The sequence below is a fragment of the Lentibacillus songyuanensis genome (genome assembly GCF_039548255.1).
Classification (GTDB): domain Bacteria; phylum Bacillota; class Bacilli; order Bacillales; family Amphibacillaceae; genus Lentibacillus_C; species Lentibacillus_C songyuanensis.
Genome location: NZ_JBCLVH010000001.1, coordinates 193,314 through 205,851, shown reverse-complemented (window position 1 = coordinate 205,851; position 12,538 = coordinate 193,314). Strand labels below are relative to the sequence as shown.

Genomic DNA, 12,538 nt, shown 5'->3' with positions numbered 1-12,538 from the left:
GTTTTTCAGGTATCAATTGCTAGCCTTCTTTCCATCTGGGTTGGATAATTTTAACTGTTCACGTGCCTCCGCTGGTGTCATAATCTCTGAACCAAGACTATGGGCAATCCCAACTGCTTTATCAACAAGTTGTTCGTTCGTTGCCAGCTGGCCTTTTTTCAGGTATAGATTATCCTCAAGTCCCACACGAATATTCCCGCCTTGTAAAATCGATTCTGCAACCATTGGCAGTTGCATTTTACCAATTCCAAATGCTGACCAGCGGCCATTTTCCGGGATACGGCTTTTCATGTAAGAAACGGTTTCTGCATCTACTGCCGCACCCCAAGGTATACCGAGACAGAACTGAAACATTGGATCTCCCTCAATCAAACCTTCGTTAATCAATTGGTTTGCAAAGCGGACGTGACCTGTATCAAAACATTCCAGCTCTGGTTTAACTCCACTTTCCTGCACAAGTTTAGCCTGCTTCCTCAGCCAGTCAGCTGGGCTAACATATAACATATTGCCAAAGTTGACACTGCCACAGTCAAGCGTACACATTTCCGGGAGCAATTTCCCAATCGGTTCATGGCGTTCCTCTGGTGTTTGCATATCTGTTCCGGCACCGCCTTGTGTCGGATCATCGGCACTTGGTATCCAATCACCACCGCCGCCTGAGGTAAGGTTAATAATCACATCCGTCTCTGATTCGCGGATTCGTTCCACAACTTCCTGAAATAAATTAACATCATGGCTTAGCTTGCCGGTTTTTGGATCGCGCACATGAATATGAGCGACCGTTGCCCCGGCTTTTGCCGCTTTAATCGCTGAATCGGCAATTTCCTTCGGTGTAACTGGCACGTGTGCACTTTTTGCTGTTGTATCTCCCGCACCTGTGAGTGCACATGTTAGGATGACTTTTTTATTCACTGCTGTTCCCTCCTGATTGTTTTTTGGGTACATACTTGAATATTTCTCCGGTCTCAAACAATTCCGTAACCCGGCGTATCCAATCGTAATAATCTACCCATTCTTTTATTTCCCGCAGAAACGCATTTATGATTTGCTCATCTTCTTCTGTCAAATCCGGCTCCTGCTGCAGTTTATCCAACTTTTTCATCAGTTGCTGTTCAAAGTTACGGCTTCGATTTGCCGCCTTTTGCCACGTGGCGGTAAAAAGGGAGATAAACGTTTCATAGTAGTCCTCTTCAACGTGATATAAATCTTTCCGGACACCTTTTTTAAAAACGCGCTCCGCAATATTCATATCGATCATTTCGCGGACAACCTGACTCATTCGTGTCTTACTCATTCCCGTTTCTCTTGAGAGATCATCCAGTGTCATGGGGTCTCCATTCATATAAATTGTCCCTAGCACACGGCCAATACTTGTAGAGACGCCAAACGCGTTCATGTTATCCGTGATTTTTTCAATAAATTGCGTTTTGACATCTTCAAATTTAGCGTTATGATTCATTATACGTATCTCCTTTTCAACAGGCATCCTGAAATGATCGTTTACGTTCATTTATCATTTCCCCAAGCAAGTTGTGCTATGACCTCTGACGTCATTTATCCCGCCTTAAGCGGGCAGCCAGCCATGTGTTATCGGAAACAACGTGGTTGGCTGACGATCGAAGTGTATCGATCCTATTATACGTCATTTGTACCTGGAAAACGATACAAGCTGATCGCCCACTCTTGCCTGGGGTACCGTAGAATCAAAGGTGTCCGTATCCGAAAATGCTGCGGCGTTTGCCATTCGTAAGCCGACTACCTGTCCAGGCATAAGGGTAACAATATTACCGCCATATCCCTTCATATTAGGCAGATAAAACTCGTGTCCTTCTGATGTGCGATAAGGCTCCACGTGCCAATTCATCGCATAATATTTTGGTCCAAATTCATTCTTCGCTTCTTTGGGAAGAGCTAACGTAGGGGGATCCTGTTTTGGCAATATACTATCCACCAATTCGCGATGTAAGATCTGATTGCCATTCCAGTTGCCATGCTTTTCATAAAGCAACGCAATTTTAGCCAGCTCGTCCAGTGTGGCGTAATAACCGAAATCCATTCTCGGATGACCAGCTGATTGGTTTTCCTCAATCGTGTGATTTACCGGCTTGTAGTAAATACCAATTGGTTCATACACTTCATCCTGAAGCATTTGGTCCAACGTAGCGTCCTCACCCTCTTTGCTTTGGAGGTACTTCTCAAGGGCAACCCCAAGAAGAAAGGCATCTTGATCCCGATAGTTATACTTCGTTCCCGGTTCCCAAACCCGCGGGTAATCTAATGATTCCACGACCTTCTTATTCTTCGACGCTGCTAAATACCATCGGTGGTAATCACACAAATAACACGTGGGATCATCTGCGGTGGCACCGCGTCCGGAAGCCATGTTAGCCATATCTAAATACGTGACATCATGCCAATCTTCTTGGGAGTCCGGTATATTTATATAGTCAGCAATCCTCTGTCCCAGCAGGTCTCGCCCATATTTCTCCGCTAAACGTAACATCGCAACGTTCATCATCGCCGTTTTGGTAACTGACCAAACACCATAACGAATTTCATTGCAATAAGGAAACGGACCACCAGCAAAATGACAAGGCGATAGATAAAGCACCCCTTCATAAAGCAAACCTGTCTGGAGAACGTGTTTTTCCTCCGCTTCGTCCGTTGCTCCATTAAACGCGGCCAAATGATGCTCACCGACCTGTTGTTTTAATGCATGAAGCGGGGCAGTTGGAAATCGGCTTTCAAGATGAAGACGATAACTCTTTTTGTGTTTCTCCAGGTTTTCTATTCCGCCGGGCTTGTATGTCGCTTTCGCAATCCCCCAGGAGTTAAAATAGCCTGACACATCAAACGAACCTGTCTGGGCCACGATTTGAAATCGAACATAAGAAACCTTCTTTTCTTTATAAAGGAACATGGCAATCCCAATATGTGTCTCTCCCTCCAAACGATTGACAAGCGAAAATGGAAAGGAGGCACGATTCCAACCATTATCTTGGGCGTCGCTCCATACGCGCCCCGGTTGGACAATGATATCCCAGTAACTTTTTGTCCCCTCCAACGTACCATTTGGGATGACATCCAGTGTCACAGGGACTAAATATTTATGATCTACCGTAAAAAACTCCAGCGATACGTCCGGAAAAAAGGTAATATCTTTTCCGTCTTCGTTGTTTGTATGAAACGCTTTGCTCATACCCATGTGTGTACCCGCAAGCGTTAACGTACCTTCAAATTCCGCAGAGGGAGCCTTTGCGCTATCAAGGGGTGCAAAAAAGCAATTCTTTGTTAAGCCCTTGACTTCTGTCCCCTCCATGAGTTCTTTCCACATAATTGGTTCGTTAGCTATCTTCATTATTTTATAGTCCTTTCTTGCCTTTCTCCAACCATAGAAAGTTACTAGTTGACTGTCTATTTCCAGTTGCCTTCATCCACAGAGTCAAGTTAGAATGATCGGCTAAATGAAGAGCAACTCATTTAACCGATACGACATGAAATAGAAAACTTGTGATCCTGACAATTCTTTAATTTCCTTTTTTCATTTTGTCAATTTTATCTTGATTGTTATCGATCCAAGCCTGTGTGACTTTATCGGGATCCTTCCCATTATCAATTTCAGCGATCATCTTTTCCATATCTTCTATTGATATACTCCAGTTGCTTAAGAAATTGTATGCTTCAGGCGCTTGTTCCTTAAACTTTTTATTCGCAATCACATGAACACTGCTCTTGTCAAACAACCCTTCCTCAGAAGCTGCCTTTTTATTGGTCAGTATCTTCAAGTCGTATTTTTCAAACATGGAATGCGGGCGCCATCCATAAAACAAGACAGGTTTTTTCTCTTCCATTTTTGGCAGAGCAGCTGCTAACATGGCCGCTTCAGAAGAATTGATCATTTCAAGGTCAAGATCATAGAAGTCGATCATTTTTTCCATCTCCTGCATCGCTGGATCCCCTTCGCCAATGGCAAACATTTCATGATTTACTATATCTTCCTGGCCTTTTAAATCTTCCACGTCATTGATGTCTGTCATATACTTCGGAACAACCATCCCTGAATTTGCATCATCATAACTGACAGCAATACTTTCTATGGAATCAGCGTACTTTTCAATGTATTGTTTTTGCGCCGGATACCATGAATCCATAAAAACATCAATATCGTCATTTGACATCCCGGTATAAACACTTCCTGCATCCGCATTTATTTCCTCTACTTTATAACCCATATCCTTTAAAATTTTTTCAGCTATTTTCGTTGGCGGAACGGTACTTGTCCAATTTGTAACACCAAACGTTAATGTTGGTTTGTCCCCCTCACTTGCATCCTTTGAATCACCACTTGATGAGCAGCCATACATGGCCAATGATACTAAAATTGTTATTAGAACAAATAACGTTTTCTTTTTCATTATACTCTCTCCTAACATATTAAATATCGTCTATTGTAGTGCTAAACTTACAACAAATAAGCTCTTAAATGGTTCATTGTCTCAGGAACACTCATACCAAAACAAAGCATCCCCAGGTCTCTCCAATCCTCTGGTATATCTTCATTCTGAATCAAATCCTATCCCTCTTTCTCGTGGGCATAGAGAAAATAGTGCCTATGTGTTATTACTTTTTGTTAAGGACAACGTATCACTGGTGTAGGCTTTTTAAGCCATTTTCATAATCGCACTTCACTCCCTTACGATGGTTACAGAACACGCCCATCGTTACTTAGATATTAGCAATGCAAATCTGCCCGATAATCAATTAATGTAACAGGCATTCCGTCAAGACTCTTTTTAAGCGTAAAGCAACTCAAATTAAAAATCAAACACTTTATACAATAAATATTGTACAAATAATATATATTATTTAAATTGCACACGGGTTTCCTTTTGTTTTCTCCGTATATCTGCGTATATCTTGGAAATGATTGTTTTGAATTTTGTTTCCAGCATGAAATGGTAAAAGTCAAGTTGGTTGGGGGATGTAAAATTTAAAGAAGTAACAGTATTTTCACTTTTATCCCGTCTTTTTTTAAGCCGCTGGCAGTTCCTCAATCGCATGCAAAAGGACTTGGCTACTGCGTATATTGGTAATTATAAGCGAATGGAGAAACATATGGGTCACTGTGAAGATTGTCGGAACTGTTTAAACAACAGGAAAGAGGATTTATATGATGCGAGAGTTAGGGCTGAATAGTTGAGGGGGAGTGTAACTGTGGGTGTGCGACTCTTACTTCGCAATACACTCCCGCGGATTCAAGAACTGGAGACCAAGTGGGAAAGTGGTCATATGATCCAGAATTGGAATGATGGTGATGAATCAGTTTATCCCGCCTTAACGGGCAGTAAGACCCCTACTTCAAGATTTTGAGGTGGAACTAAAAAGATAAGTTGGGGTCAACTGCCCGTAAAGGTCCGATTCTGTTCAACTAACATTCAGTGGAGGAAAAAAGGAAACCCCCACTGAATGAAGTTTCACTTTATTCTTCATAGTACTTCAAAGACAGGGTTTTAAAATATCTAGAGTAAGTTATGACTTACACACTTTTTTTTGACAAACCCGATAAACCCTTTTCATCCATGAAATTTCTTGTAGAGCTTATTCTTTCTACCACTATCCCTAATTATAGTACGTTTCAGTTTCCGTTATTAAAACATTCTATAAGTCAGCGTGTTAATTATCATAAGCTTTATACCAATGATATGGTTGAATATGAGTATTTATTTCTTTAGGTCATTGTTTTCGATAAAGCGTTCAAAGTCGTCATTAGACTGATAAGTAATTCGTTCTTGATTATATTTTTCATACTCCTGAATTGCTAATTTATCAGCCACGGTCTTTGAAATTTTCCCTGCATTTTCAAGAATTTCACGATCATTAAACTGAAGAAAGGCATTAAGTTTATCAATCCAATCCTTCATATGCATTGGCTGTTGTCTTTCTGCTTGATCTTCAGCATAATCTAGATACATTGTGACAATACGATTGAGTGACTTTAATTCCTTTTCCGTTAAGTAATTTTTAGCAACTATTACATCTCTTTTTCGGACTTTGTCGCCTTTCCATGAAGTGAGACCCATATTTTCCTTTTCTGATTTTGCTCTTTCTACTATAAGTTCAGCAGCTGTTTGACCATGAATGGCAAAGTGTAGTTTATTTTGAACAGTAGCGAAAAAATCCTGTGTGATTTCTGCTTTTGAATCATAGTCAACAGATGTTGCATAAATATCTGTAATATTTTGATAAAACCTTTTCTCTGAAGCACGAATGTCACGGATTCTTTCCAACAACTCATCGAAATAATCCTGTCCAAAGTTGCGCATTTCTTTCAAACGATCGTCATCCATCGTAAACCCTTTAACAAGATATTCATTCAAGCGTTCTGTTGCCCACTTACGAAATTGCGTTCCTCGGTGAGAACGAACACGGTAGCCGATTGCGAGAATCATTTCAAGGTTATAGTGTTTGGCTTTTCTTGTTACTTCTTTTGAACCTTCATTTTGAACTTGTAAGTAATACTTACAAGTTGACTCTTCCTGCAATTCTGCTTCCTCATAAATATTTTTAATATGAAGTGTAATATTTTGTGGTGAAGTTTGATATAACTCTGCTATGGCCTTTTGTGTCATCCAAACAGTTTCATTTTCTAATCTAACATCTATTTTTGTGTTTCCGTCCTCTGTTTGATAAATCAATATGTCAGTTTTATTTTGCATTGCTCATACCCCCTTTGTATAATAAAAGCTATCTTTCTCACCATCTAAATCTTTTATTATGTAGTATTATACCACTTACAAATCGAATATTTAATATTATAGGGAACGTTTATTCCTGTAAATCTTGATCTTTTTAGTTAAAAACTGACTTTATGGATACGGGTCGCCGTACCGGTTTGTAGGGTAAAATAAATTATTTCTTGTCATCCAAATACGAGGTAAAACCATATTCCGTAAAGGTTTTACCTCGTTTATCATCCCTAATGTCCTTATTATGTCCCTATTATTGTCCCTATTTTCCTGTTGGCGCTTTGATTATAGAGAATCCAATTCGAAAATATGTCCACTTTTGTCCCTATTTTTTAAGGGGCATAAATATATTTAGTTCCTGCTCCTTTTCCTACAATCTTAACACCATCAGGTTCTAATTCTTTTACCAAACGTTGTACTTGCTTCTGATTCATACCTGTTAATTGCCTTATTTCCTTGTTAGTCAAACTTCGATCTGTTTTTAGTATGGATAATATACGAATTTTTACTGCTTCCTTGTCCAAACTTTGCCGTCTCTCATATTGCATGTCACCTTTTAACAATTCATATGCACTACGTGAAAGAGTAAAGTATCTTCCCTTGCCACGACCAACTGATTCTAATAGGTTAAATTCATTTTGCATCTTACTAAGCAATTCACGGGCTTGTTCCATGCTTCTTTGTGCAACATCAGCAGCTATTGAAGTATCAATTTCTTCATGCCTTATTAGATATTGCAGAATAAGCAGATGGTCAACGTCAACATGGTTGCTTTCCAGTGTCATATGATCAATTAAATTTTTAAAGTCCTTATTTAAAGGCGAAGATATAAAAGTGAGTTCAATGTTGTTGCCAACTTCTCTATATATTGGAGGTTCTTTTCCTTCAACCAACAATGAGCGAAATATCCTTGATACCCCTAAATTTGAGCGGTTTACCAACTTTAATCTGTCTAACAAATCCATTAAGTGATTATTCCTTGCTACTGGTGGATGATGAAGAATATTCTGAGGTGTAATCCCGCCGACAAACTCCCCTGGATTGGTAAGTATCAACTTATCCTTGTATTGTTTCAGCATAATCGTTCCATTCATTCGATAATCCCGATGGCCAAACGCATTGAGTAAAGATTCCCTTAAAGCGATAGTCGGATAGGTGCTAAATTCCGGATGTACAAGTCCTGATTCTACTGTTACCATTGGATTATCTACAGCAATGTATCGTTCTAATTCATATAGTGCGACTGGAATAGCATGTGTTCCGTCATCCCTGTGAGAATAATCTGTATCACTAATCATTTTTCTGTAAGACCATCTATGTTGAGGAATAAACCTGGAAATAGCCTCAGGTTTCCCAACAAGTAATAAAGAACCCTTTGTAAGGAAATTATCTTTCAATGCCCCTATTGATCTCAATAAATCTTCATCAGTTAATGTTAAAAGACTTTCATCGGCTCTTTCTTTAGACATAATTTCACGAACACGTTCCATTGCAGAATGTGAGAAGAGATCTTCCCAATCTTCATGAATAACTTCAGCAGTATAATCCATTTGGATTGAGGTATCCATCATTTTCCGTCTTAATGTTCCCGTGTACGGAATGCAATCCTTACCTTGCCTTATCGTTGCTGCCCCATCTGTTGTAGTATAAGGTGGCATTCCCGGATAAACATTCATCAATAGTAAGCGCTCTGTTCCTTCTGATACAGTGATATCTTCAAATACAGGAGTCAAATGTGGATCAGTTTTTTCATAAATCCTTTTTTGAAGTACAGTAGTATCAATCTCTTGTGGAACACCTAATATAGCATTAGACCTTCCTTTTACCTTGTCTGCTACACCAAACACAACGCTTCCCCCACCGCCATTTGCCATGCACACAGCCATTTTTAACATCAACTTAACATTGTCATCCAAACTCCTTTTAATCCATTGTTTAAAATCTAATGTTTGTGATTCAAGGTCATCAGCTATGTTTGATTCCAGTCTGTCTAATAACTCGTGAATTTCTTCCTTGGATATCATCCTAGTGCACCTCCCCAGCATTCGAAATTTGACATATTATATCATTAGCAACCCCGCCAAAAAGCCTTGCTTTAATGGAAATTCCAGTTTATCAATAATGATTTCTATTTCCGCAATATTTAATACATCTTTTGCAACCAGGAGCGCAACGCTCCTGCAACTATCGGTGTTTGTCCATGCCGCTTCAATTAGAAAATAGCGATATAAGGGGATCTTTCTTCATGCCCTTTTGTCACATACTTTTTATAATATATAGATTTATCTTCCCAAAGTATACTTATGACCTTGTTCGCCTATTATCATTTCTTCCTCCTTATGTGAATCTACAGGATCAGTTTGTAAGTCTTTTATCCATATTTCTGACGGCAATACAGTTTTTGACGGTTCACCAAATTCTTCTCCATCTATTTTTACCTCCATAGGAATAGCAAACGAGTCGCCAACAATTAATGCAACTCCCGTTCTTAAAAATGATAATCTGTTTAATTGACCATCGTTTATATATGGGATACTTTTTCGCATTTGCTCTAGGTCTACGTTGTTGCGAATTCGATGTAAAATATAATTATTACATTGTGATAGTACTGTTTTGGACAACTCCCCTGGCCTTTGACTAGATAAAATTAAGAAAACACCAAACTTCCTCCCTTCCTTGGCCACTGTCCGAAACATTTTGGAGTAGTCCACTATATTATCCTCATTTTTTTCTGAAATATATTTATGTGCTTCATCAAATACAAAATTATAACTTTTAGTAATACTTCCAATTACCCTTTTCATTTCAAGTTGTTTATTAAAAATATTTCTTAAAACATAATTTGTGAAAAACAAAAGAACATCATCATCGATAAAGGTGCAATCAAATACTGTAAAAGTTTTTTTAGTTAGCAACATGTCTTCTAACTCTGCTTGTCTTGTAAAATCCTCAGAAAAAAGGTTATCGGAATATGTAGCTTCCAAGTTATCTATTCGGGTCATTAAGGTAGAACAAAAAGTTCTTATCTGACTGTTACCTTTGGATTCCTCTAAAAGCAATACTAAATCTACTGCCAGTTTTAAATCTTTAATAGTTTTAGTTTTACATTCAGTAGATTCTAAACAACCAATTAAATATGAATGAACATCGTCATATTCGTAACCCGTTTTATTCTTTACATAATCCTTAATTTCACTTCTAAATGTTTCATCATAGCTATTTGGCTTAAAGTTTCCAAACTGGGCATCATAATAATTCAGGCATTCATTAATTTTCGGTGAATCTATTCCCTCCAACAGGCCCTTAATCTTTGCCCTTTTTGGAACTGCATCTGTTGACTGGCTATTAAACAATTGCAATGCACAAAAAGCTTTTATCCACAAAACATCATTATTATTTGAATCAAGATGATTAGCTAATTTTAATGCATTAAGTAATACAGGCCTCTGCGTCGCATGTGAAGGTTGCAGTAAATTCATCCAATCCTCTGTTGTTAGGTTCTGCAAATTTATAGAAATATCATTAACCTTTTTTGATACTGTTAACTCTGGTGGTAATTCCGTATATTCACCATGAACATCGAAAATGAAAAAATTTGCTTTCGAAATATCAATCATCGGATTGTCTTTAAGTTTCGTTATCTCATTTAATAACTTTCTTACTGTAGTAGATTTACCGGAACCAGTGTTTCCTAATACACTCATATGATTAGTCAATATACTATCTACACTAATCTTGGGAATTATATCTTGAGTAGTTAATTTTCCAAACCTAATCGACATTTTGTCATCAGATAACACTAACATGGTTTTTATATCATTGACATTAGTTAAAAAGGTCTCTTCACCAATAACAGGAAATGTAGCCAAGCCGTATTCAAATCTGTCGTGTAATATTTCCCCCACGGGTGCAGCTTCAAAAAAAGCCTTTTGACTAAATTTCGATTGCTCTTGTTCATTTAAAGGCTTTTCTTGTTCATACAAGCCTGTAATTTGATAAATATACTTATGCATTCCATTATCATATATAGTTATAAAATCATTTAATCCATTAAGCATATACAGACTTCCCTGATAGTTATGTTGAATTAATGTAGTATCCGGGACTTCTATCACAATCTTTCGAAAAAACACCTTAGTAATTACACCAAATGCATGTTTAATCATCTGTGTCATCACCTTTCACATACCTAATTATGTTATCAAAATGATGTCCGTCATTAAAATCAACATCTTCAGAAAAACAGCCACCTATAAGATGAATATTTTTTATATCTTTATGTTTATTGAAAAAGTCTTCTATCTTCTTTTCAGATAAATCCCCAAAGATAATTAAGGTGAAGTCCTCATTGCTTAATGCTTGTGACATAAGCTGGTTAATATGTTGATCTGGAAAACCATATCCTAAAACCATTAAAGTACTATTTGACTTTTGTAGATTAATAGTGAATTCCCTAAATAACTCGGAGTATGGAGTTTGCTGTGTTTCAATATGCTTATTGATTGTGGGATATATTAAAACATTTTGTGTATCATGATCAGAATTACTTTTTTGAATCACTTTTTGAGATTCTATATCATAAAACCAATCTATCGATCCATGGATTTTATACAATTTTACAAACCTACGAACAATGCTCCACTTATCCTTATAACGATTTAAATCATCTACTAGCCTAAAATGAAATTCAGAAGGATCAAATACTCTATTTATGGTACCTCTAAAACCGTTTGTATATCTAATATTTAATTTTTCCAATGCTATTTCGTTAAACAAATCATAGTTGGTAGTGAATATTTTTACTGGTGAATAATCTTTGTTTCCCCTAACAGAAAAAACCTCGTTATAAAAGTCCTTGTACAAGTCCATAACCCGTGTATTTGCTTTATAGTCAATTTTAGTGCTTTCAGCAAGGGCTTCTTTGGTTTCCCTAAAATTTTCCTGATAATCCTTAATTGTTTCCTTTGATTGTCTTGATTCCTCTAAAAATTTCAAAGCCGTATTTAACCAATTTAAATAGTCTTCAATATCCTCATTTTCTTCATCTATATATTTACCCAGAGCAGTTTCATTCAACTTTGTTTTTACCCCTTTAAAGGTATCCCCCATTGAAGGTATTGCCGAAAAGGAACATCCAGATCCCATAAGGAAATTTAGGTTATCAGTTAATAATTGCCTTCTAATAAAGGAACCTATTTCTTTCCTTTGTTCTTTTAAAGATAATCCCTCTATAATATCTTGATTCCCTTGATAATGGTATAAGCCTTCTGATACTTGGGACATATGCCTCCTCCTTATGTTTGTGTAAATAATTAACTGTTTATATTCGCTCAAAATTACTTAAAACACCTAATTAAATGATTTAAATAAGTATTTAATTAGGGTATAATGTGTATCTGGTTGTAAATACCTGATGCTAAACGAACTCTTTTAACTTCTCATAACTACTCGTAACATCGTACTTAATACCATTTTCCAGTGTAGCAAAATGTTCACGTCCATATGACTTTTTCCCATCTTCATGTAAACGGAGAATAATTTTTCTACACCATCATTTTCAACTAAGATTTCCCAATCAGGATTGTAGTTCCCAATGGTGTGTCAATAACAAAGGATCCGCATATAAGACATTCCACTATCCCTCCGAGTTATATTACTCAGTTTGAAAATACAAACCACTATAACTATATCTCTTTACTTTTCTCCACTGGTTTTCCTGCGAAAACAATTTCCTCCAATGGTTATTTCACCAATTGATTTTCAAAGTGCTTTAGGATGTCCCTTTAGACGTA

General features: G+C 37.4%; 9 protein-coding genes. 1 reads left to right on the top strand and 8 read right to left on the bottom strand.

The window, feature by feature from the left end:
• Positions 1-12: 12 nt before the first annotated feature.
• The 4 genes from WMZ97_RS00985 to WMZ97_RS00970 form a co-directional block, all read right to left on the bottom strand.
• Entirely contained in the window at positions 13-912 is a 900-nt protein-coding gene (locus WMZ97_RS00985) for a BKACE family enzyme (RefSeq protein ID WP_343270182.1), read from the bottom strand.
• Entirely contained in the window at positions 905-1,459 is a 555-nt protein-coding gene (locus WMZ97_RS00980) for a GbsR/MarR family transcriptional regulator (RefSeq protein ID WP_343270181.1), read from the bottom strand. The genes WMZ97_RS00985 and WMZ97_RS00980 overlap by 8 nt, the downstream gene beginning before the upstream one ends.
• Positions 1,460-1,642: 183 nt before the next feature.
• Complete coding sequence (locus tag WMZ97_RS00975) at positions 1,643-3,358, bottom strand: serine hydrolase domain-containing protein (protein ID WP_343270180.1); 1,716 nt, start codon at positions 3,356-3,358, stop codon at positions 1,643-1,645.
• 169 nt (positions 3,359-3,527) lie between these two features.
• Positions 3,528-4,415, bottom strand: a complete 888-nt coding sequence (locus WMZ97_RS00970) for a glycine betaine ABC transporter substrate-binding protein (protein ID WP_343270179.1) — start codon at positions 4,413-4,415, stop codon at positions 3,528-3,530.
• Between the two features lie 799 nt (positions 4,416-5,214).
• On the opposite strand from WMZ97_RS00970, the gene WMZ97_RS00965 reads away from it, so the two are divergent.
• Positions 5,215-5,370 (top strand): hypothetical protein, encoded by a 156-nt coding sequence (locus WMZ97_RS00965; RefSeq protein ID WP_343270178.1) that lies wholly within the window; start codon positions 5,215-5,217, stop codon positions 5,368-5,370.
• 350 nt (positions 5,371-5,720) lie between these two features.
• Here WMZ97_RS00965 and WMZ97_RS00960 read toward each other — a convergent pair whose 3' ends face one another.
• The 4 genes from WMZ97_RS00960 to WMZ97_RS00945 all read right to left on the bottom strand — a co-directional run bounded on the left by WMZ97_RS00960 (position 5,721) and on the right by WMZ97_RS00945 (position 12,029).
• Entirely contained in the window at positions 5,721-6,716 is a 996-nt protein-coding gene (locus WMZ97_RS00960) for a virulence RhuM family protein (protein ID WP_343270177.1), read from the bottom strand.
• Positions 6,717-7,078: 362 nt separating this feature from the next.
• Positions 7,079-8,770, bottom strand: a complete 1,692-nt coding sequence (locus tag WMZ97_RS00955; RefSeq protein WP_343270176.1) for an RNA-binding domain-containing protein — start codon at positions 8,768-8,770, stop codon at positions 7,079-7,081.
• Positions 8,771-9,028: 258 nt separating this feature from the next.
• Positions 9,029-10,912: an ATP-binding protein gene (locus WMZ97_RS00950; protein WP_343270175.1), complete on the bottom strand. Its 1,884-nt coding sequence runs from the start codon at positions 10,910-10,912 to the stop codon at positions 9,029-9,031.
• The gene (locus WMZ97_RS00945; protein WP_343270174.1) at positions 10,905-12,029 is read right to left on the bottom strand and encodes an SIR2 family protein; all 1,125 of its coding nucleotides are present in this window, start codon (positions 12,027-12,029) and stop codon (positions 10,905-10,907) included. The genes WMZ97_RS00950 and WMZ97_RS00945 overlap by 8 nt, the downstream gene beginning before the upstream one ends.
• Positions 12,030-12,538: the final 509 nt, after the last annotated feature.

Bases quoted from the DNA above. Each gene is read 5' to 3' on its own strand.
- WMZ97_RS00980 (WP_343270181.1), bottom strand. From the start codon at position 1,459: ATGAATCATAACGCTAAATTTGAAGATGTCAAAACGCAATTTATTGAA.
- WMZ97_RS00975 (WP_343270180.1), bottom strand. From the start codon at position 3,358: ATGAAGATAGCTAACGAACCAATTATGTGGAAAGAACTCATGGAGGGG.
- WMZ97_RS00970 (WP_343270179.1), bottom strand. From the start codon at position 4,415: ATGAAAAAGAAAACGTTATTTGTTCTAATAACAATTTTAGTATCATTG.
- WMZ97_RS00960 (WP_343270177.1), bottom strand. From the start codon at position 6,716: ATGCAAAATAAAACTGACATATTGATTTATCAAACAGAGGACGGAAAC.
- WMZ97_RS00955 (WP_343270176.1), bottom strand. From the start codon at position 8,770: ATGATATCCAAGGAAGAAATTCACGAGTTATTAGACAGACTGGAATCA.
- WMZ97_RS00950 (WP_343270175.1), bottom strand. From the start codon at position 10,912: ATGATTAAACATGCATTTGGTGTAATTACTAAGGTGTTTTTTCGAAAG.
- WMZ97_RS00945 (WP_343270174.1), bottom strand. From the start codon at position 12,029: ATGTCCCAAGTATCAGAAGGCTTATACCATTATCAAGGGAATCAAGAT.